Source organism: Plantactinospora sp. CA-294935, from assembly GCF_050936445.1.
GTDB lineage: Bacteria > Actinomycetota > Actinomycetes > Mycobacteriales > Micromonosporaceae > Plantactinospora.
In genome coordinates, this window is sequence record NZ_JBNJMU010000001.1 from 9,873,118 (window position 1) to 9,897,546 (window position 24,429).

The 24,429-nt window shown below is 67.7% G+C and carries 17 protein-coding genes and 3 pseudogenes; 13 read left to right on the plus strand and 7 right to left on the minus strand.

Annotation, left to right across the window (positions count from 1 at the left end; genetic code table 11):
- Positions 1-16: 16 nt before the first annotated feature.
- On the minus strand, positions 17-646 hold the full coding sequence (locus ACQEVC_RS42785; protein ID WP_432889887.1) for a TetR/AcrR family transcriptional regulator: 630 nt from the start codon (positions 644-646) through the stop codon (positions 17-19).
- 522 nt (positions 647-1,168) lie between these two features.
- Here ACQEVC_RS42785 and ACQEVC_RS42790 point away from each other — a divergent pair.
- The 5 genes from ACQEVC_RS42790 (at position 1,169) to ACQEVC_RS42810 (ending at position 5,438) form a co-directional block, all read left to right on the plus strand.
- On the plus strand, positions 1,169-1,630 hold the full coding sequence (locus ACQEVC_RS42790; protein WP_432889889.1) for a nuclear transport factor 2 family protein: 462 nt from the start codon (positions 1,169-1,171) through the stop codon (positions 1,628-1,630).
- Between the two features lie 808 nt (positions 1,631-2,438).
- Complete coding sequence (locus ACQEVC_RS42795; RefSeq protein WP_432892024.1) at positions 2,439-3,197, plus strand: SDR family NAD(P)-dependent oxidoreductase; 759 nt, start codon at positions 2,439-2,441, stop codon at positions 3,195-3,197.
- 69 nt (positions 3,198-3,266) lie between these two features.
- Positions 3,267-3,515 (plus strand): MFS transporter, encoded by a 249-nt coding sequence (locus ACQEVC_RS42800; protein ID WP_432889891.1) that lies wholly within the window; start codon positions 3,267-3,269, stop codon positions 3,513-3,515.
- Positions 3,516-3,573: 58 nt separating this feature from the next.
- Positions 3,574-4,467 (plus strand): MFS transporter, encoded by an 894-nt coding sequence (locus tag ACQEVC_RS42805; protein WP_432889893.1) that lies wholly within the window; start codon positions 3,574-3,576, stop codon positions 4,465-4,467.
- A 176-nt stretch (positions 4,468-4,643) separates the two neighbouring features.
- On the plus strand, positions 4,644-5,438 hold the full coding sequence (locus tag ACQEVC_RS42810; RefSeq protein WP_432889895.1) for an SDR family oxidoreductase: 795 nt from the start codon (positions 4,644-4,646) through the stop codon (positions 5,436-5,438).
- On the opposite strand, the gene ACQEVC_RS42815 is transcribed toward ACQEVC_RS42810, so the two are convergent.
- The 3 genes and pseudogenes from ACQEVC_RS42815 to ACQEVC_RS42825 all read right to left on the minus strand — a co-directional run.
- A complete protein-coding gene (locus tag ACQEVC_RS42815) occupies positions 5,326-6,684 on the minus strand; it encodes a hypothetical protein (RefSeq protein WP_432889897.1) in 1,359 nt (452 codons plus the stop codon). The genes ACQEVC_RS42810 and ACQEVC_RS42815 overlap by 113 nt on opposite strands.
- A gap of 295 nt (positions 6,685-6,979) precedes the next feature.
- Positions 6,980-7,136: pseudogene (locus tag ACQEVC_RS42820) on the minus strand (transposase); the annotation flags it as partial.
- Between the two features lie 38 nt (positions 7,137-7,174).
- Positions 7,175-7,627 (minus strand): annotated as a pseudogene (locus tag ACQEVC_RS42825) (IS6 family transposase); the annotation flags it as partial.
- 196 nt (positions 7,628-7,823) lie between these two features.
- Between ACQEVC_RS42825 and ACQEVC_RS42830 the strand changes: the two are divergent.
- Positions 7,824-11,534: a helix-turn-helix domain-containing protein gene (locus ACQEVC_RS42830; protein WP_432889899.1), complete on the plus strand. Its 3,711-nt coding sequence runs from the start codon at positions 7,824-7,826 to the stop codon at positions 11,532-11,534.
- Between the two features lie 549 nt (positions 11,535-12,083).
- Here ACQEVC_RS42830 and ACQEVC_RS42835 read toward each other — a convergent pair.
- Positions 12,084-12,632: a hypothetical protein gene (locus ACQEVC_RS42835; protein ID WP_432889901.1), complete on the minus strand. Its 549-nt coding sequence runs from the start codon at positions 12,630-12,632 to the stop codon at positions 12,084-12,086.
- Between the two features lie 379 nt (positions 12,633-13,011).
- Between ACQEVC_RS42835 and ACQEVC_RS42840 the strand changes: the two genes are divergently transcribed.
- Both ACQEVC_RS42840 and ACQEVC_RS42845 read left to right on the plus strand, forming a co-directional pair.
- A complete protein-coding gene (locus tag ACQEVC_RS42840; protein ID WP_432889903.1) occupies positions 13,012-13,179 on the plus strand; it encodes a hypothetical protein in 168 nt (55 codons plus the stop codon).
- A gap of 65 nt (positions 13,180-13,244) precedes the next feature.
- A complete protein-coding gene (locus ACQEVC_RS42845) occupies positions 13,245-13,739 on the plus strand; it encodes an alpha/beta fold hydrolase (RefSeq protein ID WP_432889905.1) in 495 nt (164 codons plus the stop codon).
- A 121-nt stretch (positions 13,740-13,860) separates the two neighbouring features.
- Here the strand turns inward: ACQEVC_RS42845 and ACQEVC_RS42850 are convergent.
- Positions 13,861-14,705 (minus strand): annotated as a pseudogene (locus tag ACQEVC_RS42850) (transposase); the annotation flags it as partial.
- Positions 14,706-14,742: 37 nt separating this feature from the next.
- The gene (locus tag ACQEVC_RS42855; RefSeq protein ID WP_432889907.1) at positions 14,743-15,747 is read right to left on the minus strand and encodes a LacI family DNA-binding transcriptional regulator; all 1,005 of its coding nucleotides are present in this window, start codon (positions 15,745-15,747) and stop codon (positions 14,743-14,745) included.
- A gap of 81 nt (positions 15,748-15,828) precedes the next feature.
- Here ACQEVC_RS42855 and ACQEVC_RS42860 point away from each other — a divergent pair, with 81 nt between their 5' ends.
- The 5 genes from ACQEVC_RS42860 to ACQEVC_RS42880 all read left to right on the plus strand — a co-directional run bounded on the left by ACQEVC_RS42860 (position 15,829) and on the right by ACQEVC_RS42880 (position 24,319).
- Positions 15,829-17,118: a polysaccharide pyruvyl transferase family protein gene (locus ACQEVC_RS42860; protein ID WP_432889909.1), complete on the plus strand. Its 1,290-nt coding sequence runs from the start codon at positions 15,829-15,831 to the stop codon at positions 17,116-17,118.
- Positions 17,111-18,022 carry an ABC transporter permease gene (locus ACQEVC_RS42865; RefSeq protein ID WP_432889911.1) on the plus strand — a complete coding sequence of 304 codons (912 nt, stop codon included), beginning with the start codon at positions 17,111-17,113 and terminating at the stop codon, positions 18,020-18,022. The genes ACQEVC_RS42860 and ACQEVC_RS42865 overlap by 8 nt, the downstream gene beginning before the upstream one ends.
- A gap of 11 nt (positions 18,023-18,033) precedes the next feature.
- Positions 18,034-18,990, plus strand: a complete 957-nt coding sequence (locus tag ACQEVC_RS42870) for a carbohydrate ABC transporter permease (protein ID WP_432889913.1) — start codon at positions 18,034-18,036, stop codon at positions 18,988-18,990.
- A 32-nt stretch (positions 18,991-19,022) separates the two neighbouring features.
- Complete coding sequence (locus ACQEVC_RS42875; protein WP_432889915.1) at positions 19,023-20,645, plus strand: extracellular solute-binding protein; 1,623 nt, start codon at positions 19,023-19,025, stop codon at positions 20,643-20,645.
- Positions 20,646-20,806: 161 nt separating this feature from the next.
- The gene (locus ACQEVC_RS42880) at positions 20,807-24,319 is read left to right on the plus strand and encodes an alginate lyase family protein (RefSeq protein WP_432889917.1); all 3,513 of its coding nucleotides are present in this window, start codon (positions 20,807-20,809) and stop codon (positions 24,317-24,319) included.
- Positions 24,320-24,429: the final 110 nt, after the last annotated feature.

The window sequence follows — 24,429 nt, forward strand, 5'->3', positions numbered from 1 at the left end:
CGCGGCGTAGGGTTCGTCATCGCGCCCGATGGACCTGCGGTGTGGGCCCTTCGAGAGGGGTTCGCCCCGGGGCGCGCATCCCGTCGAGCAGGATCGTGACGATTCGACGCCACCCGTTGGGGCCCGCGTCCACGCCGAAGCAGTGGTCGACGTCCAGCGCCGCGCGTGAGCAGATCAGGATGTCCTGCCAGGTCACGTCCGCACGCAGTGCGCCGGCCGCGTGCGCCCGCTCGGTGAGCTGGATGACCGCGTCCTGCAGCGCTATGGTCCGCTGCGTGCGCTCGGGCACCGGCGGCTTTTCGCACGCTGCGGTGACCTCGGCCAGCCCGCGGCTGTCCCGGTGCGCGCCCGCCAGTTCCATCACGAACTCCGCCAGCCCGTCCCACGGGTCCGCGCGTTCCAGACAGGCTCGCGCGGTGTCCAACAACTCGTCGTAGTGGCCGAGCACCACGTAGTCGAGCAGCGCTTCCTTTGTGCCGAAGCGCCGGTACAACGTGCCCACTCCCACGCCCGCCGCGGTCGCGATGTCCAGGGCGGAGACGTCGAGTCCCCGGGAGGCGATCGCCTCCCGCGTCGCGATGATCAGTTGGCGTCGGTTGCGCCGGGCGTCCGCGCGGACGCCCGGGGTGGGGTCCAGGTCAGGCATCCCCAAAGCCTAGCACAATCGGACGACATTCGTCCGATTGTGGTGCGCATGACCGATAAGGCGCGGCGTACGCCGGGCGTCCGTCGAGTGGAGCAGACGGCGACTCATCGGGGACGGTCACCAGTAGCGCTCTCCGACGCTGAGGTTGGCGCGTGCTTTGGTGTGCCGCTGAGCCAGGACGATCAGGGCAAATTCTCGCCTTTAGGTTATACGCGCCTCGTAGATCCCCCTCTCCCCCAACAGGTGCGCGATCTTGTTGGCGGCGGTTGTTCCGTCTGGCGTTCGCGTTCGAATCCCCAGTAACGGCCGGCATGACCTTCCTGGTCGGCACTCAGCGCGAGGTACGAACGCTGTGGGCCGGCTTTCAGCTTTTGTTCCCTGCGAGGGATGGTCAGGATCACTCCGTCGACCGCCGGGAGAGATGGACGACAGCCGTCCGCTTGGACTACCTTCACTGAAGCGGACGACAGTCGTCCGACTGCGGGTGCCCGGATGGGCCCTGGAAAGCAAGTGGGAGAGGCCATGACTGATCTCGCCGAGATCGTCCGTCGACTGGACGACCTGGAAGCGATCGAGAGCATCAAGCAGATGAGGCACCGCTACTGGCGCTTCGTGGACGAGAAGAACTACGACGGGCTTGCCGCGCTGTTCGCTCCCGGCGCCAAGATCGTGATTCACGGCGACACCTGGAATACGCCGCAGGACCTGGTGAACGTGATGGGCGAGTACACCGGCGACGCGCCGACGGTTCACCACGGTCACATGGCGGAGATCGAGATCACGGGGCCAGACACGGCGTCCGGGATCTGGGCACTTGAGGACATCGTGCCCTTCCAGGCCGGGGAGAACGCCCCACCCGGACACCGCGGCTATGGCAAGTACCGGGAGACCTACCGGAAGATCGACGGAAAATGGCTGATCGACTCGCTGGAGTTGACCCGCTACCGGGTGGACCGGATCGAGAACTGGACGCCGGACGCCTGATCTGAATCCCGCCGCCTGGCGCCCACGCGAACGCCCGGCACTACCGACGCCAGCTGACCGTCACGACCCGGCGACGTGACGGCAGAGACCATGCAAAGCCGGATACGTGCAGACACGCACGTCCGGTTCGCCGAGGGGGCCGGGGAAACGGACCGGGATCAGTCCCGACACCGCGCCCCGGGCTTACCTTGCAATAGCTGAGGATGCCGTTCGGACGAGCGGGATTCGGTGTGGCGGTGGCAGCCTTCCGCGCAACAGCGGCAAGCGTCGGAGTCGCAGCGAGCCGGGGAAGCCTCGTTCAGGCCAGTTGTCTCTTGGGCCAGGGTCGACCCTGGGTCGGCCCGGCTGCGGAGACACGTGGCGGCAGATTGAACCTTTTTCAACCTGAACCGCGCGGCGCTCACACACCGCGTCCGACCTCGCGCTCCGACGGACCGCAAGGAGAGGTTGAAAAAGGTTCATTGATCAAGGCGGCCCGACGCGCCGGGCTGATGGTGATCGCTGACGCCGCTCCGGCTCATGAACCTCTGGTCCGGGAGTCGGGCGCTGCCGCCCTGCAGTGCCCATGGTTCTGATGTAGCTGGACCAATCCGGGTCCGCCATCCCGATGGCATGGATGCCATCGCGGACGTGGCGCTGTTCGGGCCCTGCGACTGTTCGACACCGTCGCGAAGACCTGCCGCCGCCCATCCGCCCGACGCGTACCGCTGATTCGTGTCCGGTGCCGTCGTGGCCGGCTCGTGCTCACCTTCTGAACCACTCGCTGAAATACCCAGCCTAGGAATAGAGAGAAGGATCAATCATGTCCATGCGTTTCGCGGATAAGGTCATTCTGGTCACCGGTGCCACGTCCGGCATGGGGCGGGCCGTCGTAGAGCGGGTCTCCGCCGAGGGCGCGAAGGTCGTCCTGGCGGCGCGGGGCAAGGAAGCGGGTGACGCCTTCGTCGCCGAGCTGCGCTCCGTCGGACGAGATGCGATCTTCCTGCCGAGCGATGTGACAGTCGGGGCCGAGGTGGAGGAGCTGGTCGCCCGGGCGGTCCGGCACTACGGCCGGCTCGACGGCGCGTTCAACAACGTGGGTGCGGCCACTGCGTACGGTCCGGTCACGGAGATCGACGACGACGCCTGGGCTGCGGAAATGTCCCTCAACCTCAACAGTGTCTTCTTCGGTTTGAAGTACCAGATCCCCGCGCTGCAGGCATCCGGCGGCGGATCGATCGTGAACAACGCCTCCGTCACGGGTGTCACCGGCGCGGCTGGCATGGCCCCCTACAGCGCCGCCAAGCACGGCGTCGTCGGGCTCACCCGGTCGGCGGCACTCGACGTGGCCGCGGCGGGTGTGCGGATCAACGCGCTTGTCACCGGCGGCGTCGACACTCCGCTGCTGCGCGGCAACATGGGCCCGAACCCGGAGGAGGCCATCCGTGTCGCGAACGAGATGCACCCGGTGGGACGGATCGGGCACCCCGACGAGATCGCCGCGCTCGCGGCCTTCCTGCTGAGCGACGAAGCTCTGTTCATCACCGGCGCCGCGCTCGCGATCGACGGCGGCCTGACCGCCGCGTAGGGGCTGCACCCGTCTCCGTCCGGCAAGCACGACATACACCAGCAAATTTCCACCCCTGAAGGAACAACGATGTCTAGTCGTCAGACCGCACCGGAATCCCAGCGGTGGAAAGCCTTGCTGTTCATCTCCATCGCCCAGCTGATGGTCATTGTCGACGGTGCCGTGATGAACGTCGCCCTTCCGTCGGCGCAACACGCACTGCACTTCACTGACACAAGCCGTCAGTGGGTGGTCACCGCGTACGGTCTGGCCTTCGGGGTCTGCTGCTGTTCGGTGGCCGGATCGGTGACATGGTGGGGCGCAAACGCGTCTTCCTGATCGCCCTGGCCGGCTTCGCGGTCGCCTCGGCGATCGGCGGCTTGGCCGTCAACGCCGGATGCTGCTGATCGCTCGGGCGCTGCAGGGTGTCTTCGCCGCCCTGCTCGCCCCGGCCGCGCTCTCGTTGATCTCCCTGTCGTTCACCCGGGCGGAAGAGCGGGCGAAGGCGTTCGGCGTGTTCGCTGCGCTCTCGATCGCCGGTGGCGCCGTCGGCCTGATCGCCGGCGGCCTGCTCACCCAGTACCTGAACTGGCGGTGGGCGATGTTCATCCTGGTACCCATCGCGGTCATCGGAATCCTGGGAGCCATCGCCGACGTGCACGACAGCGGGGAGCGGCACTCCTCCCGGCTCGACATCCCGGGTGTGCTGCTGGCCAGCCTCGGACTCGTCAGCGTGGTCTACGGATTCAGCGCCGCTGAGAGCCGCGGCTGGTCGGCCGGCCTGACCATCGGGTCCTTCGTTGTCGGCGTGCTGCTACTGGCAGCCTTCATCGTGGTCCAGTCGCGGGTTACCGCCCCACTGTTGCCACTACGGGTTCTGACCGAACGCAACCGGGCGGCCGCGTACCTGTCTGTCGCTCTCGCCGTGGTGAGCATGTTCGGCATGTTCCTCCTGCTGAGCTACTACTTCCAGCAGGTCAAGGGATGGTCGCCGGTCATGGCCGGCCTGGCGTTCATGCCGATGGCGGTGCTGCAGGCGATCGGAGCCACGCAGGTCGGCGCGCGGCTCGCGCACCGGATCGCCCCACGGCGGATCATTGTCAGCGGCTACCTCGTCAGCGCGGCCGAACTTCAAGCCGCCAGGCCGCCCGTCGACGACATCACGGCCCAGCGTTGCCCGGGTCCTCGGCACCGGCCCGCAGTGCGACATCGCACTGGCGCACGCCGCTGGTCTCATCCAGGAGGCCCGGTCCGACAGCAGCTCCGCGAGGACTTCCGCCGGCCGACCTGACCGCACTGTTCCTGGCCGTCTCCGGCACCCTGCGCTCGGACGCACCCGTCGCCGCCGACACATGCGGTACCTAATCTCGGCCCTCCTGCACGGCCTACGAACCCGTCCCGCCGAGAACGCAATTTCCGCACCACGCTGATGCACCCACGCCAACACCTCTCATCTGGAGGTCACGTATGCCCACGATCGCCATCGTCGGAGCCGGCCCAGGACTCGGCCGCTCGATCCCCAGGGTCTTCGGCCGCCACGGCTTCGATGTCGCCCTGATCTCCCGCCGTAAGGACAACCTCGACGCCCTAGTGGCGCAACTGGCCAAGTCCGGTGTCAACGCGGCCGGCTTCCCCGCCGACGTCCCAGATCGGCCATCGATGGCCGCCACGATGGAGAAGGTCATCGAGCACTTCGGCACCGTCGATGTCCTCGGGTACTCGCCCTCCAGCGCACCCGGCCCGGACAGCCCGGCCGAGGTGACCGTGGACGACATACAGATCCACCTCGATCCGATCCCCTACGGTGCGCTCACCGCCGCTCAGGCGGTGCTGCCCGCCATGCTGAAGACCGGCAGCGGGACCTGCTGTTCAGCAACGGCGGCGGCGCCGTCAAGCCGTACCCGACACTGGCCGGCATCAACATCGTCCATGCCGAGCAGTTCCGGCTTCTGCCGATCTCGCATCCGGACGACTGGGCGGCAGCCTCGCCCGAGTTTCGATCAGGTCCGCTTCGCCCTGACCATCAGAACTCCACTGGCGAGGAAGGATGAGGTCTACGGCGGCGGAGGCTCCAGCCGGGCAGGGGCGGCATCCAGCCGGCATAGGCACAGTCGCGACAAGGTCGGACGGCGATATCCTGACGTGTCGGTTAGTTCTGCGAGGATGGCGGCGCCGGAGCGGGTAGTTGCCTGTTGTCCTGAGAAAGTTCGGGAAAGACTCGCTGCAACGGTTTGCGGACGATGGCGCGAATTCGTCGCCTAGCCGCAGATCGAATCGTCGGTGAGCGTCTCACCTCGGGCAACGGGCGAAACACGAATATCGGCTCCCCGAATGGCGACTCTTGCGATAGTTGGATCGTCTTGTTCCGTACGGCGGAGTACAACAGCCGCCTGGCATTGTCCTGTTGCAGGGATCCCGCATTGTTCACCACGACCCAGACCACGAGCGCGAACACGAGTAGCGCCCACAGTATCTGCGTGGGGTCGTGCGCGTTGAACAGAAGGTGCCACTTGTAGGCGGCAATTGCAATCAGTGCAGCCAAGGGGAATGAGATTCCTGACCTGAACTCACCTTCTGCGCGCATCCGGTCATAGTCGAGGTAGAGTTCCGGCTTCGCAGACCTCAGTTCATGGTCCGCTTGCTCAAGACGCCGCCGCAACCAGTCCCGGTACGCCGAGAGTTCCAGGACCTGCGTGAGCGCCACGCGGGCATCCCGTTCCCTGTTGAGCTTCTTGAGCAGTGCCAGTCGAACGCCGCTATCGTTCCTATCCGGATCTGCGAGGTGTTGACGTAAGTCGGCTAGAGACTTCAAGCTAGACGGCAACGGTTCGTCCTGTGGAACCTCCGCATATACCTCCTCAAGGGTGAGACCGACAGCTAGTGCGGCGTGATGAAGTGACGAATGCGTCAGCTCTCGCACCTTCTCCTCTAGGAACGTCGGATTCGCGTCGTAATACTCTTCGAGCGACTCAAGGGTAAGCTCCTCGAAGACCGCCTGGTGGTTCTCTCTGGACGTGCGGTACCCACGCCAGGCTCGCTCCGCATGAATGGAAATCCGCCGCGCGGATTCCACAGCCGTGTCCTCCAGCACTGCCCAGAACCCGCTAGATTTGAGCCGGCGGCGCCGAAGTAATGAGGCAAAGATCAGAGTCACGGTAGCGATCGCAGCTAGCGTAACGATCGCTTCGGCGAGAACCTGGACTATCGCCAGAAGCACCAGCAATCCACAGACCACAAAAAACGCAGGCATAGCGAAGCGCGTGACTGCCTCACCAATCGACTGCATCACAACACCGACGAGGTAGACGATAAACGCAACGGCGCCAATCAGCACCTCGACGGGCAGCTTACCCACCTGACTAGCTACCGTCGCAAAAAATTCTTTCTCCCACACCTCTGCCGGGGCGAAGGAACAGGCAAGCCAAGCAATGATGGCCCACAGAGCACCAATAGCTGACGGGGTCCGCGCGTCGCGGATCCCCGGAATAATCTGACTCAAGATGCTCACGCGCAGAGGCTAGAGGGCATCCCTCCGCAAAGTGGACCGTCTGTCGATTAGATGACATGGAATATTTGATCGTCAACCCTGTTGGCTCGCGTGGCAGCGCCCATGCAACTCGGGCGAGGTAGGCGCCACACGAGGCCGGATGTCAGGCGTGGATTGCCTGGTAGCGCCTGCCCTTGCCATCGTTGGCGTACTTGTCGTCCAGGCTCACAGATGACGTAGCCGGGTCGGGCAGGCTAGGCGGTGTAGCACAGCCAGCATGAGTCGGCGTCGGATCGGCTCACCGTGCCCTGATTCTCCATCTGGACAGGTCGGTGCCTTTCGGGAAGTACTGCCGCAGCAGCCCGTTGGTGTTCTCGTTGCTGCCGCGTTGCCAGGGGCCGTGCGGGTCGGCGAAGAACACCGGGACTCCCGGTCTCGACCGTAAACCGTGCATGCGCGGACACCTCCTTGCCGCAGTGGGGTTCGTTACGGCCCTTCCACTTCGGGCCCTGTGAGCTGCCTCGATCGGATTGTTGGCGTGCCGTTCGACGTGGTGCCAGGCCGAGGGAACGAGGTCGTCGAGCACCGCGGGGTAGGCCGGGGCGGCGTCGGTGACGAGGTCACCTTCAGCACCCGTAGCGCACGTTGGAAGGACCGCCGGGCCGCGGTGGCATCACGGCGCGCGGAGACCAGCACGTCGATCACCTGCCCGTGCTGGTCAACTGCCCGGTAGACGTACCGCCACACCCCGTTGACTCTGACGTAGGTCTCGTCGACAAACCACCGATCACCAGGTGAGTGGCGGGAGAACCGGGCGGCGTCGGCCAGCAGCGGGGTGAACCAATTGCACCCACCGGAACACGGTCACGTGGTCGACCTCGACCCCACGTTCGACCAGCAGCTCTTCTACGTCCCGATAGGACAGGGCGTAACGGAGGTACCAGCGGACCGCGACGACGATCATCCCGGCCGGGAACCGAAACCCAGTAAAGGCCGACTTCGGCGGCGACCACGGACGACGAGAACTCGACAGCTTCACCGGTCAAGCCTGCCCAGAGTCCACGACCACCGGCAACGCAACAGCGCCCAGACGAAGGACGCTAGACAGCTAATAGACAATGGGCGATGCAGGTCGGGGGCGGCGTGGGGAGGCCCAGAAGATGCCGAGACCGGAACGACCGTTGGACGGCCTGGACGGCCCGGTGGCGCGACTGGCGGCTGAGCTGCGGCAGTTGCGGGAGAAGGCGGGCAAGCCGGGCTACCGGCAGATGGCCGCACGGGTGAACTACTCGGTGGCGACACTGTCCGCGGCGGCGTCGGGGCGGCGGCTGCCCACGTTGGAGGTGACTCTCGCCTACGTCGCCGCCTGCAATGGTGATCTTGGACATTGGGAGCGGCGCTGGCGGGAGGCGGAACGCCTTTGCGTGGCACCGGCCGGCGAGCCGGTCGAGGCGAACGGGCAGGGGCGATCGCCGTACCCGGGGCTGGCGACGTTCCAGCCGGAGGACGCGGAGCTGTTCTTCGGCCGTACCGCGCTGGTTGATCAATTGACTCGCCGCCTGCGGGAAAAGCGCTTCCTCGCGGTCTTCGGCCCCTCCGGGGCAGGCAAATCATCGGTGGTACGAGCGGGCCTGGTCCCCGCCGCCGACGGGCCAGTGGTGGTGCTGACCCCGGGCGAGCATCCGATGACCGAACTGGCGGTGCACCTGGCTCGGCATGCCGGGGTGCCGGCCGGCGGGCTGCTGGACGAGTTGCACGAGGACCCGACAAGGGCACATTTGCTGGTACGGCAGGGGCTGCCCGCCGACGGTGACCTGCTCGTGGTGGTGGACCAGTTCGAAGAGGTCTTCGCCTCGTGCCCGGCTCCGGTGGAGCGGGCGGATTTCGTCGCCGCGTTGCTGGCGATGTGCCGGGAACCGGACGGACGGGCCCGGGTCGTGCTGGCCGTCCGCGCCGACCACTACGCCCGGTTCACCGAACACCCCGCACTGCTGGCCAAGTTGGCCGATGCGCAGGTTCTGATCGGCGGGATGAGCCCGGTCGAACTGCGCGAAGCCGTGACCAGACCGGCCGAGCTGCGCGGCGCCCGCGTCGAAGGCGCCCTGGTCGCCACGATCGTCGCCGAGGTCGCCGACTCACCCGGCGCGTTGCCCCTGGCCGCGCACGCGCTGCGCGAGGCGTGGCACCGCCGGCACGGCGCGATCGTCACGCTCGCCGGTTACCAGGCGGCTGGCGGTGTGGCCGGTGCGGTGGCCAACACCGCGGAACAGACCTACGAGCGGATGTCCGGAAAGGAACAGGACGCCACCCGGCGCGTCCTGCTGCGGATGGTTGACGCCGGACAGGACGGGCTGATCAGTCGACGGCGGCTGAGCCGGGCCGAACTGGACACCATGGAACTGGCCCCGGCCGTCATCGACGCGTTCACGGCCGCCCGGCTGTTCAGCACCGACCGCGACACCGTCGAGATCGCACACGAGGCGCTGATTCAGGCCTGGCCGCGGCTGCGTGGCTGGGTCGAGGAAAGCCGTGCCGGGCTGCGGCTGCACCGGCAGCTCACCGAGGCCGTCGCTGCCTGGGAGTCACTCGGTCGCGACGACGGCGCGTTATACCGGGGGCTGCGGCTGTCGGCGGCGCTGGAGGCGAACCTCATCGACCTGACCGGTGCGGAACGGGAGTTCCTCGAGGCCAGCCGGGACCGGGAAGCCCGCGAGACTCGCTCGCGGCAGCGGCGTACCCGGCTGGCTTTGATCAGTCTGGCCGCCGGGCTGACGGTGATGAGCGTGATCGCGGCGTTCGCGTTCCGGGAGGCCAACCGCGCCAACGACGAGCGCGAACGGGCACTGTCGCATCAGCTGGTGGCCAACGCGCGCGACCAGTTGCAGGTCGATCACGAGTTGGCCGTGTTGCTGGCCAGGGCGGCGTACGACACCAAACCGACCGCCGAGGCCGCCGCCGTGCTGCGCCAGGCCGTCCTCGACTCCCGGATGCGGGCGAAACTCGTCACCGGACAGCAGCAGGTCCTCGGCGTCGACTACAGCCCGGACGGCCGACGGGTGGCTGCCAGCGGCGCCGACGGCACGGTCCGCGTGTGGACGATGAACGGCCTCGACCAGTTCGCCGGGGAACCCCGGGTGCTGCGGGACCATCCGAGCTACGTCCGCATCCCGAAATTCAGCGCGGACGGCCGCTATCTCGTGGCCAGCGGAGTCAGCGGTCTAGTGACCGTGTGGGACCTGGCCACCGGCGTACCGCCGCTGGCATTGCGCGGTCATGGCGGTGAGGTGTCCGCTGTCGCGTTCAGCCCTGACTCACGCCTGGTCGCCGGGGCCGGAGACGACGGCACCGTCCGGATCTGGGACCGCCGCAGCGGGAACCCACAACCCGTCCGTGCCCTCCCGCTGGACGCCGGACCCGCGCGGGCGGTGGCTTTCAGCCCGGACGGCCGTCATCTCGCCGCAGGCAGCGGTGACGGACCGGTCAAGATCTGGAACCTGGCCTCCACGACCGCGCCACCCGAGGTGCTGAGCGGCCACGAAGGCACCGTATGGAACCTCGCCTACAGCCCTGACGGGCGTCTTCTGGCCAGTGCCAGTGCTGACCAGACCGTCCGGATCTGGTCCCGGACCGACGACACGCCCCCGCTGGTATTGCGCGCCGGTGACGGCACCGTGGAGACCGTGGCCTTCAGCCCGGACGGCCGGAGGATCGCCAGTGGTCACAGTGGCAGTGACACCGTCCGGGTGTGGAATACGGCGGCCGGTGACGGGGAGGACCCGCTGCTGCTGCACGGTCATCTCGGACCGGTGTGGAGCGTGGCGTTCAGTCCCGACGGGCGGCGGCTGCTCAGCGGCAGTGGTGACGGCACGCTGCGGATCTGGGATCCGAGCTATCCCGGCAATCCTCAGGTGCTCGACGGTCACACCGGCGCCGCGTGGGCTGTGGCGGTCAGCGCCGACGGGAACACCATCGCCAGCGGCGGCGCCGACAAGACGGTCCGGGTCTGGCGGGGCGGGAGCCGGCTGGTGCTCACCGGCCATGCGGAGGAGGTTCTTGCGGTGTCGTTGTCAGCGGACGGCCGCCGGGTGGCGAGCGCTTCGCGGGATCGGACGGTACGGGTGTGGGAAACCGCCAGTGGTGATTCCGTTGCCGTTCTCCGAGGTCATACCAAGACTGTCTGGGGTGTGGCGCTCAGCCCCGACGGCCGGCGTGTGGCCAGCGGAGGCCATGATGAGGCCGTACGGATCTGGGACGTCGACCGGCCGGGCGATCCTCCCCTGGTGCTCGAAGGACATGAAGCGTCCATCCGGGGCATCGCGTTCAGTCCCGACGGCCGCCAGGTTGCCAGCACAAGCCAGGACACGACCGTACGACTCTGGAACGCCGACGGCCACGGAACGCCACTCGTCCTGGCCGGAAGTCCGGGCCTGGTCTGGACGGCCACCTACTCCCCGGACGGGCGAACCCTGGCCACTGGCGGCGACGACGGAAACATCCGGATCTGGAACACCGACGGCCAGAGCCCACCCCGAATCCTCCGAGGCCACCGAGGCCCGGTCTGGACCGTGGCGTTCCGCCCCGACGGCCGCCAGATCGTCAGCGCCGGCCACGACAGGAGCGAACGAATCTGGGACACCACCAGCGGCGAGGAACTCGTCGCCTTCCGTGGCCACGGCACCTTCGTCGAACAGGCCCAGTTCGCCCCCGGCGACACCCTGGTCACCGCCCACGGCGACGGCACCATCCGCTTGACCCGCTGCGAGGCCTGCGGCCCCACCGACCACATCCGTGCCGTCGCCGACTCCCGGGTCACCCGCCCCCTGAGCCCCGACGAACGCCGAACTTACCTACACGAGATAGAACCCCGGTGAGCCGGCCAGCCGGCGTCGGTGCCGGGCCCAGTGTTTGCGGGCGGCAGAGCCGCTAGTTGGAGCAGAAGTTGGTGTCTGTGAGGTTAGGAGCCACTAGGTGTCGGCGTACGGCTCCAAGGCCCGGAGTCGGTACGCCAAATGTGCACAGGTTGACAAACGCGAGGACCTCCGGCCGTCTGCGGCGGTCAGCTCGGCGACTCACGTCCAAATCTCACGGTGAGTATTCGCTGATCGTGGCCAGGCGCCCGGCTCGCGGCTAGCTCGGGTGTCCGCTGCGCTGAGGTCGGTGAACACGGTGCCGAAATGCTGACCGGACTCGCTCCGGGCACGGTCCGGCGGCGCGCGGCCTGGGTGATGGCCCTATGCAATAGGGCAGTGCCCGGCGCGGACGTGTGACGGTCCGCGCCGGGCATCAGGGGCAGATCAGCAGGAACTGACGTGATCAACGTTCCGCCAGTTCGGGCCGGTCGACTGCTCGGAGTGCGCGCCCTGCGCCTTCCACCGGGGAGTGGTCAGGGCGGTCGCATGACGGCGCCCTCCGAACGCCGGTCAGCAGGGATCGACGGAGCCGACCCGGTACCAACCCATGTTGCTCGACTGCTGGGAGTACGCGCCCGGCACGTACCAGTGAGTGCCGTCGGTGTAGTTCACTCGCGCCCGGCGGCCCGGGGTCTGATTGTTGATCCACGACCCGTTGTAGGTGTACCACGGGATCCCGTACGTGATGGCGCAGTCCTCCGCGTTGACCTGGTAGCCGGTGAAGCCCGCCTCGCTGTAGGCGCAGAAGTTGTAGTACGGGCAGGGGGCGGGCCGCTGCTCCTGGCCCGGCACCGGGAGAATCAGCTCCGCGCCCGGCATCTTGATCTTGTTCGGCGCCACTTGAGTGGCGCCCGACCCGAGTTTCTCCAGGAGCCTGTCGGCATCAGCCTGCAGGGTGGCTGCCTTGTCGGCACTGAGGCCGGCTGCCCTGGACTGGGCGACGAACTTCGCGCCGCTCTCGTCTGCCTGTGCCGCGCCGCCGGGTAGCAGCGTGGCGAGCACCGCGGCCACAGTCAGCAGGCCGAACCATCCCGTGACCCGGCGTTTGTTCTTCAGCATGTGATTCCTCTCCGTCGTTCGACTGATCGGCATGGATGTTGTGCCGGAGTCGGTCGTCGCCGACGTCTCGGCTTCCTGGTTGAGGCCTTTGTCTAGCGCCGCGCGGGTTGTCTGGCCCCTGTTCGGGGCGGTCAGACAAACAACTCTGGACAACTCAGTGACAATTGACGATGGATGTCGCGGTGCGACAGGGGGTTGGGATGCCGAGGCCGGAGCGACCCTTGGACCACCGCGGCGGCCCGGTTGCGCAACTGGGGGCCGAGCTGCGGCAGTTGCGGGAAGAGGCGGGTAGGCCGGGTTACCGGCAGGTGGCCGCGCGGGTGAACCATTCGGTGACACTGTCCGCGGCCGCGCCGGGCCGGCGGCTACGACGCTGGAGGTGACGCTGGCGTACGTCACCGCGTGCGGCGGTGATCTGGGAGAGTGGGAGCGGCGCTGGCGGGAGGTGGAGCGCCTCAGCGTTCCGTCCGCGGAGGACGCGGCCATGGCGAACGGGCGCTCCCCGTACCCCGGGCTGGCGACGTTCCAGCCCGAGGACGCGCAGTAATCCGGTGCGCTGCCGTGTCTGCCCCGGCGCCGTACGATGCAGACGGTCTGGACTGGTACGCGGCCATGTCACCGGGCAACATCGAGGAGTTCACGGCGGCGAGCCGGGGCGAAGTGGCCTACCGGCCGCTGCTCGAACGCCTGGCGAGAGAGGCGATCGACGCGGCGGAGCGGGGCGAGCCGGCCATTGCGTCGGGCTACGAGTTGAGCGAGGTCGACCTTGCCAGGCTCACTGGGCGCAGCGACGACCCGGGACACGTGCTGCGGATCCGCGCGGCGTACGGCAGCGTCGATGGCTGGGTGGACGATGGTCTCGCCCTCATCCGGCCCTGGGGGTTCGAGCTGTCCAGCATCGCCGTGCCAACCAGCGTGTGGTGCGGGCTGAGCGACGTGCTGCGCCCACCTGGGCATGCCGAATGGCTGATCAGCCACATCCCGGCCGCGCAACGGCGCGAGTTGCCCGGCGGGCACTACCTCACCGGGGAGGACATCGGTCGGGTCCTGCGGTGGCTGACGGATCCGGCACAACCCGGCCTCAGCACCGAGCCCGGGACTGCCTAGGCCGCCGTGTTTGACCTGGGCGTAGTCCCGTCGGGCAGGGCCCTCCCTGTCCGGAAAGACATCCGCGGCGGACAAAGTCCCACGTCAGCGCCCGTGGCCGAGTTTCCGAACGGCACACGACCAGCGCGAGTTCCAGCCATGCTTGGTTGATGGCGAAGACGCGGGAGGGGAAGCGACCGAAGCCGGTGTCTGTGCCGCAGCGGATGCCGTCTTCCACGCGGGCGTGAGCACGGTGGCGGGCTTCCAGGTACTGGATCGACCGCCGCCGGGTGGGGTGTCGGTGGCTATCACCTGGTGACGCATGCCCGCGATGGTGTCGAACAACGACAGCTGAGCACCGGGGTGTGGGCGCTCGCGGCGCAGGATGAATCGGGTTCCGGTCGGGTAGCCGGTATCCGGGACAAGCCCGGTGAGCTCGGCGACCTGCGCGCCGGCGCGCGGTTCGCCGTCCGCATCGAGCGCCGGAACCCACTGATCCGCTTGGAGGATCGCCTGCCGGATGTCTTCGGTGATGGCCACGCCGACGGAGAATCTCGCGTCGATGCCCTGCGCGCGAAGGCTGCGGACGTGCGCGAGCAGGCCCTGGGTGCAGCCGGCCGAATCGCAACGCACGAGGATAGGGGCGCCGTGCCGGTGGGCGTCCGGAACCTGGGCCAAGGCCGCATCCAGCACGGTGATGTGGTCGGCTGTGGTGTTCGACCCGGCGTTGCCGGCGCGCGGCAGCCCGGCCAATGCTTCGCCGGTGGCGTCAAGGAAGCAGAGCAACGGGTGGTAGCCGAAGGTGTGTTTCCAGGTCGTCGCGGCCTGCTCCTTCTCCGAGTGACAGATCACGATGGTCGCGTCCATGTCCAGCACCAGCCCAGGGATGGGCTGCCCGGCTGCGGTCGATGTCGGCAGCGCCCCACGGGTCTCCACCGTCTGCGCCCAGACCAGTTCCCTGGCTCGTGCGCGGGCCTGCCGCACCTGACCGCTGCGATGTGATGCGCACCAACGGCAGCGAGGTTCAGGTGCCCGGCGGGTTCAGAGCGGTCGCTGAGTCTCGGATTATCAGTTCGGGTTCGGGGTCGGTGATGAGACCGCCCGTGCCCGGCCGTCCTGCGATCAGGTCGTACAGCGCCTCGACGCCGGCCCAGCCGAGTTGGTACATGGGCATCCGGACCGCCGTCACGGCCGGGCGCAGATGTTGCATCAGGTCGACGTCGTGGATGCCGATCACCGACAGTTGGTCGGGGATGGCGATGCCGAGGTCGTGTGCGGCGGCCAGGACCCCGACCGCGCTCATGATGTTGTTGACGACGATGGCGGTGGGTGCGGTTGCCGCCTGCATGGCCTGCCGGAGCCCGTCGACGCCGGCCTGCTCGCCGAACCCGGTGGCCAGGTGTGGGGCCGGGGCCAGGCCGGCGGAGTCCATCGCCTGCTGGTAGCCCAGGTAGCGCTGCTGGGAGATGTATCCCGATCCCCCGATGAAGACGATGTGGCGGTGGCGAAGGTTGACCAGGAACCGGGTCGCGATCTCACCTGCGCGGCGATCGTCGATGTCGATCCAGGGATGGTCCGGTGCGTGTTCCAGGATGAGGATCGGCTTGGGGTGGGAGTGGAGTTCGGCCATTACGTCGTCGTCCAGCAGCCCTTCGCCGCGGATCAGGATGCCGTCGACCGTGCCCTGGCTGAGTAGTCGGGTCAGGAACTGGCTGCCGGAGCGCATCGTCTCGGCATCGCCCAGCAGGACCGTCGCGCCGTGTTCCGCCGCCGCCTCGTAGACGCCTTGCCGCAGGGGTCCGTAGACCGGGTTGTCGAGCTTGTTGAGGATCATCGCGATCATGCCGGTGTGGTTGAGTCGAAGCGAGCGCGCCGCATGGTTCGGCTGGTAGCCCAGTTGCTGCATCGCCCGGAGCACCCGGGTGCGGGTGGATTCCCTCATCCGGGTGTGGCTCGTGCCGTTGACCACCGCTGACACCACCGCGAGCGACACCCCAGCAGCTCGTGCGACGTCACGTTGCGTTGCCACGTTGCAAGCCTCCTCGGATCTTGACGTAACGTCTAACCAAGCCCTACGTTGAATTAACGATACGTCACCGAAGGAGCATGCATGACATCGACCCGTCACACCGTCCTCCTGCGGTCGTCCTGGGCGACGGTGAACATCGGCGACGTGGCTCACTCCCCTGGTGTCGTGCGGGCGTTCCAGCGGTTCGCCCCCGAGGTCGAGGTCATCCTCTGGCCGGTGCGGCTGGAGGAGCGCGAGCGATCCATGCTGCGACACGCGTTGCCCGATCTGCGCGTCGTTGACGGCACTCTCGGCGGCGACGGGCCGAGCACCCCGGAGTTGGCCGCCGCCATCGACGGCGCGGACGTCCTGATGCACGGATCGGGTGCCGACGCCTTCCAGAGCACCGAGATCGACTGGTGGCGCCGGCACGTGGGCCGCCCGTACGGGTACTTCGGGGTCACCGTGGATCCGCTGTGCCCACCGACCGTGGCGACGTTGCCGGAGCTGGCCCAGATGGTCGATCTGCTCCCACCGTCCTACCTTGACGACGACGTCAAGGACCGCCTCGACGGCGCCGACTTCGTCTACTGCCGCGAAACGTTGACCCTCGCGACCCTGCGCAGCCAGAAGATAACCAGGCCCGACCTCGCCTTCGGGCCGGATGGCACGTTCGCGTTCGACCATACTGACGCCGTCGCGGCCGCCCGCCTGCTGGAGGGTCTCGGCCTGCAGCCTGGTCGGTTCGCCTGCTTTGTTCCGCGGCTCCGTTACAGCCCCTACGCGAAGATCTACGGCACGGATCCGACCCGCGAGCAGATGCGGCGCGACGCGGTCAACCGGGCGACCGTGACGCACGACCTGGCAGTGCTGGCGGCGGCGATCGAGACCTGGGTACGCGTCAGCGGCCTGCCGGCCATCGTGGTGCCCGAGATGAGCTACGCCGTCGAGCTGGCGCACGAGCACCTTCCCAGCCTGGTCAGTCCAGAGACGCTCGGGCAGGTCCGGCTCCTGGACCGGTACTGGCCGCTGGAGGAGGCGACCGGCGTCTACGCCGTCTCGTCGCTGGTGGTCAGCATGGAGTGCCATTCGCCGATCCTGGCCGCACGGCACGCGATCCCGACCATCTACCTTCGACAGCCGACCGAGACGACCAAGTCCCAGATGTTCGCCGACCTCGGCGCCCCGGACCTGGTGATCGAGCTCGACCATCGCGCCGCGGCGACGGTGGTCGCGGCGGTCACCGACATCGCCACCGATCCGGCGCCCGCGGTTGCCCGGAGCAGGAGGGTCGCGGCGAACGCCGACGACGCGCTGCGGGCGGCGGTGCAGGCCTGCGTCGCGGGCCAACCCATCGGCTTGGGTACCCCGGTGGGGAGCGACGATGCATAGCGTGCGCAACCGTTGGCGGCGCGACCGGGTCCTGCTGCTGCTCGCGATTCCCGGGGTCACGGCGCTGCTGCTGTTCCACTATCTGCCGCTTGGCGGGAACATCATCGCGTTCCAGGACTTCCAGCCGTTCCTGGGAATCTGGCACAGCCCGTACGTCGGGCTGGACAACTTCGAGCCCGTGCTTACCGGCGACCCGGTGTTCCTCAACGCGCTCGTCAACACGCTGATCATCACGCTGATCCAGGTCGTCTTCGTGTTCCCGCTGCCGATCTGCCTCGCGTTGATCCTGAACGCGACGATCAGCGAACGACTCAAACGCCTCACCCAGTCGATCCTCTACATGCCGCACTTCCTGTCCTGGGTGATCGTGGTCGCCCTGTTCCAGCAGATGTTCGGCAACGGCGGGATGCTCAACGGCTGGCTCCGCTCGGCCGACCTGTCGACATTCCACATCGTCGGCGTGCCCGAGTTGTTCAAGCTCATGATCACATCACAGGTGATCTGGAAGGACACCGGTTGGTCGACGATCATCTTCCTCGCCGCACTGGCCAGAGTGGATCCGACGCAGATGGAGGCCGCAGTGGTGGACGGCGCCTCGGCGGTTCGCCGCCTGTGGCACGTGACCCTGCCGTCCATCCGCCCGGTGATCGTCCTGCTGCTGATCCTGCGGCTCGGTGACTCGCTGTCCGTCGGGTTCGAGCAGATCATCCTGCAGCAGGCCCAGGTCGGTGCCGGTGCCAGCGAGGTGCTCGACACATACGTTTACAACCACGGGATCGTCGGCGGGGACTGGGGCACCGCGGCCGCCGTGGGGCTGATCAAAGGCATTGTCGGTGTCGCGCTCGTGCTCGGCGCGAACCGGGCGGCCCACGCGCTGGGCGAGCAGGGGGTGTACACCAAGTGACGAGTGGACCTGTGTCGCCTGCGGTGTCCGTGGCGCGCCCCGCCGGCGGCGCGCGGCCGCGGCGGCCACGCTCGGGCCGTGGCCAGCGCCCGGCCTGGATGGGCGAGCCCAGCAGGCTGGGGATCGGTGCGCGGGGACTCGTGCTCGGCCTTGGCTGCCTGGCGGTGGTGGTCCCGTTCTGGGCCGTGCTGATGACCAGCATCGCCTCCCCGGAGGAGATCAGCAGGGCGGGCGGCTTCGTGCTGTGGACGCGCGAACCGACGCTGGACGCCTACCGGGCCGTCCTGTCCGGCGGAATCGTCACCCGTGCCCTGATGGTGAGCGCCGGCATCACCGCGGTCGGCACGGCACTCAGCCTCGTCGCCACGATCGCTCTGGCGTACGCGCTGTCGCGGCCAGGTTCGTTGCTGCACAAGCCGATCCTGCTGATGACGGTGTTCACTCTGCTGTTCAACCCGGGCATCATCCCGATGTACCTCACGGTCAAGCAGCTGGGCCTACTGGACAACTACCTGGCACTGATCCTGCCGGTGCTGGTGAACGCGTTCAACGTCATCGTCATGCGCGCGTTCTTCCTGGAAATCCCCGGTGAGCTGCTGGAAAGCGCCTTTATGGACGGTGCCGGGGAGATGCGCATCCTACTGCGGATCGTGCTGCCGCTGTCGAAGGCGGTCGTCTCCGTGATCGGGCTGTTCTACGCGGTGGCGTACTGGAACGCGTTCTTCTCCGCGATGTTGTACCTGCAGTCGCCCGAAAAGTGGCCGCTGCAACTGGTGCTGCGCACCTACGTCGTCAACGACACCCCGATCGGGTCCGACCAGCTCAGCTCCAACCTGGAGAACCTGCCACCGCAAATCTCCGTCCAGATGGCGATTCTCGTCATCTCCATCCTACCCATCCTGCTCATCTACCCCTTCATCCAAAAGCACTTCGCCAAGGGACTCATGGTCGGCGCCGTCAAGGGCTGACCGGTCGTCCACACAATGTGGAAGGAGACGTCATGGCACCTACCCTCAGCCGCCGTCGCGTCCTGGCACTCGGCGCGGCAGCGGGGCTAGGCCCGCTGCTCGGGGCGTGCGGCGACGGCGGGTCGAGCTCGTCGAACGGCTCGACCGGGCCGGTCAAGCTGCCCACCTACAAGCCCGTCACCGCGGCCACGCCCGACCTGGCCGCCGAGCCGGCCGGGGTGTCGCCGGGATACTTCACATACCCGACCGCCTCCAGCGCCGCGTCGCAGCCGGTGCAGGGCGAAGCCGTCACGGCGCTGACGTACACGTACGACCCGATCGCCCCCGCGCTCGGCTCGAACCCCTACTGGCAGAACCTCAACGACAAACTCGGCACCGAACTGAAGATCACGTACGTCGCGTCGGCGGACTACAAGAGCAAGGTCGCCACCACCATCGCCGGTGGCGATCTGCCGGACATGGTCGCTATCCAGGGCGTCGTCCAACAGATGCCGGCCATGCTGAAGGCGACATTCACCGACCTGACCGAGTACCTGTCCGGGGACGCGGTCCTTGCCTACCCGAACCTCGCCGGCCTGCCCACCGATGCCTGGCGCAGCACCGTCTACGACCAACGGATCTGGGGCATCCCGGTGCCGCGGGCACGGATCGGCACCGTGCTGTACACCAGGGCCGACCTGCTGGCCAAGGCCGGACTCAGCCTCCAACCCAGGTCGTGGGACGAGTTCAAGCAGATGGCGGCCGCGTTGACCGACGAGCGGGCCGGCCGCTGGGCGTTCGGGCAGATCCCGTTCAACACGATCCTGGAGATGAACGGGATCACCGGCAACTGGCCCGGCGGCGCCGGCGCCTGGCAGGCCAAGGACGGCGTCTTCACCCACACCGGGACCACACCGCAGTTCACGCAGGCCCTCCAGGACACCGTCGAGCTGGTGAAGTCCGGGGTGATACATCCCGACCAGGCGGGCGCGCCCAACACCAAGCGCAACCAGTGGATGCTGGCCGGCACGACCGCGTTCACCATCGGCCTGTACGCCGGGTGGGGCAAGTTCTACGGCCAGGCCAAAGACGTGCCCGGCTTCCGCCTGACCGGCATGCTCTCGCCCACCCGGGACGGCAGGGGGACGCAGGTACGCACGCCCGGTCCGACGCTGTCCAGCTTCACCGCCATCGCCAAGACCGACGACGCCGACCGGATCAAGCAGATCCTCAAGGTCCTCAACTGGTTGTGCTCACCCTTCGGCAGCAGCGAGTACATGGCCCTGCGGTACGGCGTCGAGGGCCAGACGTTCAACCGCAACGGCTCCGACCCGACCCTCACCGAGGCCGGGCGCAGCCAGACATTCCTGCCCGTGCGGTACCTCGCCGAGGCATCGCCGGTCATCTACGAGCCCGGTAACCGCCAGGCCGTGCAGGACCAGTACGACCACCAGGTCGCCGGCGTCCCGCTTGCCGTCCCGGACCCGACCCTCGGGCTGTACTCGGAGACCGCCGCCAGCAAGGCAGCCAGCGAGCAGCAGGAACTGGACTCGGTCCTGCTGGAGATCCAGCTGGGCAACAAACCCGTCTCGGCGTGGCAGCCGGCCATCAAGCAGTTCATGGACCGGGTGGGCAACAAGATCAAGGCGGAGTACGAGGAGCAGGCGGGTCGCTGACGAGCCGGACACGGCGGCCGGTCCGGCGTACCCGTTCGGTTCGGCCGCCGAGCCGTGAAGTGCACCCACCCGGGTTGAGCAACACCAGCCGGGCCGCGAACTCCGCGGACTGTTTCGGCGCTCCCGGGCGCGGTCGAAGGACTCAGCTAACACTCTCACGGGTGAGGGAGAAGACCATGGTGAGACGAAGCTATTTTCCCTGGTACACGAGTCGCCGGGCCCGTGCGGGTGCCGCTGCGGCGCTCGTGCTGGCTCTGGTGGCGACGGTCCTGTCGCCGGGCAGGGCCGCCGCGGCCGACATGTCGGATCTCGGCGAACTGCTCGACCTGACGCGTCCGGAGCTCGCCGCGGTGGCGGCAAAGCTCGCCGCCGGTGATGAAGCGGGCGCCGCGGGCGAGCTCAAAGTGTTCTACGCGGGCCGCACCGACGTTCAGTACCTGGCTCCGAGCGCGGACGCGGGCGGCGGCGACGCGAGCGCCGATGAGCTCGCGGCGGGGATCTTCCGGTTCGGCGCCGAGACCCGCGACTTCTACAACGACGCCGAGCAGCGGATCGACGTCGACTGGCGGGACGCCTGGGGTGGGACGCAGACCACCCCGGGCGGCGCGCAGGTTTTGATGAGTGACCTCGCGTTCATGCCCAGACTGATCAGCGCTTACGCGTTCGAGAGTGACCCGGTAAAGCGTGCAACGTACGCGGCGGCGTGGAAGGACATCTCGCTCGACTTCTTCGCCGACAACCAGAGCTGGCCACAGAACCGCAACCTGTCGGCCGCCAAGCGGCTTTCACAGCTGGTCAGTGCGTTTTCAGTGTTCCGGACCGACCCGGGCATCGACGCGAATGACCTCGTGGCGTACCTGTCCGGCGTGCACGCCACGGCGAAGTTCCTCACTGGCGTGATGCAGATACATGTCGGGAACAACTGGTACGTGTCCATGGCCCGCGCGGTCTACGCGGCAGCCGTATTTCTGCCCGAGTTCTCGGCATCGCCCGGCTGGGAGTGGTTCGCGGTGCGCTCGTTGGAGCGGTTCCTGCGCGCGCACGTGAAAGGCGACGGTGTGTACCGCGAGCCGGCGTTCAACTATCAGGCATACGTGGCGGATCTGCTCAACACCGTCATCAGACTAGCGGATGCCAACGGGCGGACCCTTCCTGAATCGATCGTCCAGACGGCGGACTGGATCGCGGATTCGCTGTTCGCGACCCGCCAGCCGAACCTTGAGGTCGCGATGGTGGGCGACTCGCCGAACGCCGATGCTGGTACGGCCGCCATCGGCAGAACCGGTGCACGCAACTCCTGGCCCGATTTCACCTGGGTCGCCTCCGGTCGAACGGAGGGGACCGCCCCGACGCTGCCGTCCACGGTGTTTCCGATCAGCTTCGCGGTACAGCGTTCCGGGTGGGACCCCGATGCCCGGTACATGCTGATCAACAACCAGAATTCCAGCTACACTGCCTCGCATCGGCATCCGGACGACCTCAGCCTGGTGATGGCGGCGTACGGGCGTCCGCTGATCGTCGACTCCGGAGTGGGGGACTACAGCGCGACTCCGACGAACGACTGGATGCGCCGCACCACCGAGGCGCACAACACCATCGAGGTCGACGGACGCGCGCAGACCGCCGGCGTCCCCCGCACGACGTCGCTGTGGCGCTCGAACGCGGGCCTCGACATCTACCGCGGTACGACGATGGGCTACCGGCCGGTTGTGCACGATCGCGCCGTCTACTTCGTCAAGCCCGGCTTCTGGGTCGTCTCCGACGACCTCACCGGTGACACCGCCGCGCACGATTACCGGCAGCTCTGGCACTTCCCTGGTGATCCGGTCACCGTCAACCCGAATACGAAGGTCGCCACGGTCGGCTTCGACACCGTGCCCGGAGCCGCACCGGTTGCCGGCGTGCGGCTCGTCCCGGTGGCCCCGGCCGGCACCGCGCTCACCCCCACTGTCCACGAGGACGGCGCCGTGCGCGTCGGCGATCAGGTACTCACGGACGTCGACTACCTGTCGTACGACTGGCGCGCCACCGGGTCGACGGGACTGGACACGGTGGTGGTTCCCGGCAAGGCCGGCGCGGCGCCCGCGGTGACGGCGAAGCGCATCGCACTGCCCGGGGTGGGTCACTCCGTGGCGACCGCGATGGAAATCGGCCTGCCGGACGCGACCGGACGCTTCTACCTTTCGCGCGAGGCGACTCCCTCGGCGAGGGCGTTCGGGGCCGCCACGACCAACGCCGAGACCGCTTACCTCGAGCGTGCTTCGGGCGGCGGGCTTACCCGGTACGCGTTGACCCGCGGGTCGTCCCTGGTCGACCACGGTGCCACCGTTATCGCCGCATCCGCGCCGGTGTCCGACGTCAGTGTGGAACTGCGAGGCGCGACCGCCCAGATCTCGCTTGGAGACCCGTTCACCGGCACGCTCTCCATCAACGCGCCCAACGTCAACGCGGTGACGGTGAACGGCACCCCGACCGCGTTCACCCGCACGGGCGACCTCATCACCTTGTCGGTCCAGGCGTCGTTTTCCCCGACACCCGTGCTCGACGACGAGTTCGCCGATGCCAGCCTGGACCGTACCGTCTACGACTTCAACGGATCCCTTGACGGCTGGACGCCGGTGCAGGGCACCTGGGCGCTAACCGGCGCCGGTCCGGACACGCAGTTGGCACAGACCTCGACCGCGGACATTGTGTCGTTCGCGGCGCTGCGAGATGTACCGGATGACGTGGTTATGGCCGCGGACATCGTTCCTGGGGTACCCGGCCAGACGACGGCCCGTACCGGTCTCGCGTTCCGCTACCACGATTCCCGAAACTACTATCGAGCCAATGTACTCAACTCCTCGTCGGGGGCGACGCTGCAGCTCGTGAAGATATACAACGCGACGACCACGATTCTCGCGGAGACCGCACTGCCCGTCAGCGCCAACACCCCGCACAAGCTGATCGTTTCCGCGATCGGGAAGCATCTGACCGCCAAAGTCGGCGACACGTCGATCTCCGCGGACGACTCACAGCTGCCGACGGGTGGTGCCGCCGCCTTCACGCATCGGCGGGCCGCGACCTTCGACAACATCGTGATCAGGGAAGGGATCGATCAGGCCAATTGGCGAGCAATAGCAGGGGCTGTGTCCGTCGCCTCGGGTCAGTTGCGCCTCACGCCTCCTGCCGGTGGCAGGGCGCACGTCCTGGCCGACTCGACACTGCCGTCGCGCTTCTCCGAGGCGTGCGACTATGTCGCGGAGACCACGGTCACGATCAACGGATCCGTCGGTAACGCGGGAATCTCGCTGCGAGACACCACGGACTCGTACGGGTACCGGATCCACATCGGCAAGACGAGCCAAGGAACGCAGTACGCGAATATCATCCGCGAGGCTCACGCGTCGGGTCCGGTCGCGGTGGGCACGGCATCAATCAGCAACCCGTTGACAGGCCCCGTTCGACTGGGTGCCGTGATTCACGGCGACCGCATCACCGTGACGTTGAACGGCGTTCAGGTCCTGAAGGCTCGCGACACCGTTGTCCGCAGCGGCGGCGTCGGGCTCTACGCATCCACGCAGAGCACCTTCGAGAGCATCACTGTCGCTCAGTCCTGCCAGCGGGAACGCCTCCGGCCGAGCGCGCCCGGCGCCAGCAACCGCCCGGACCGCAACGACGGAGCTGGCGGGTAGCGGCGTCGCCGGCAGCGCGACCGCTGCGGATGGGTGAGCCGCTGCCCCGTCGCGCTCGACTCGATCGCCGGCTGTTTCTGCGCAAAGCACGAGGGTTGGTGCGCCGCTCA

What these genes read in the sequence shown, in the direction of transcription:
- ACQEVC_RS42835 (WP_432889901.1), bottom strand. Translation starts at nt 12,632, where the DNA reads ATGCTGAAGAACAAACGCCGGGTCACGGGATGGTTCGGCCTGCTGACT.
- ACQEVC_RS42810 (WP_432889895.1), top strand. Translation starts at nt 4,644, where the DNA reads ATGCCCACGATCGCCATCGTCGGAGCCGGCCCAGGACTCGGCCGCTCG.
- ACQEVC_RS42865 (WP_432889911.1), top strand. Translation starts at nt 17,111, where the DNA reads ATGCATAGCGTGCGCAACCGTTGGCGGCGCGACCGGGTCCTGCTGCTG.
- ACQEVC_RS42805 (WP_432889893.1), top strand. Translation starts at nt 3,574, where the DNA reads ATGCTGCTGATCGCTCGGGCGCTGCAGGGTGTCTTCGCCGCCCTGCTC.
- ACQEVC_RS42795 (WP_432892024.1), top strand. Translation starts at nt 2,439, where the DNA reads ATGCGTTTCGCGGATAAGGTCATTCTGGTCACCGGTGCCACGTCCGGC.
- ACQEVC_RS42845 (WP_432889905.1), top strand. Translation starts at nt 13,245, where the DNA reads ATGTCACCGGGCAACATCGAGGAGTTCACGGCGGCGAGCCGGGGCGAA.
- ACQEVC_RS42785 (WP_432889887.1), bottom strand. Translation starts at nt 646, where the DNA reads ATGCCTGACCTGGACCCCACCCCGGGCGTCCGCGCGGACGCCCGGCGC.
- ACQEVC_RS42800 (WP_432889891.1), top strand. Translation starts at nt 3,267, where the DNA reads ATGTCTAGTCGTCAGACCGCACCGGAATCCCAGCGGTGGAAAGCCTTG.
- ACQEVC_RS42860 (WP_432889909.1), top strand. Translation starts at nt 15,829, where the DNA reads ATGACATCGACCCGTCACACCGTCCTCCTGCGGTCGTCCTGGGCGACG.
- ACQEVC_RS42790 (WP_432889889.1), top strand. Translation starts at nt 1,169, where the DNA reads ATGACTGATCTCGCCGAGATCGTCCGTCGACTGGACGACCTGGAAGCG.
- ACQEVC_RS42830 (WP_432889899.1), top strand. Translation starts at nt 7,824, where the DNA reads ATGCCGAGACCGGAACGACCGTTGGACGGCCTGGACGGCCCGGTGGCG.
- ACQEVC_RS42875 (WP_432889915.1), top strand. Translation starts at nt 19,023, where the DNA reads ATGGCACCTACCCTCAGCCGCCGTCGCGTCCTGGCACTCGGCGCGGCA.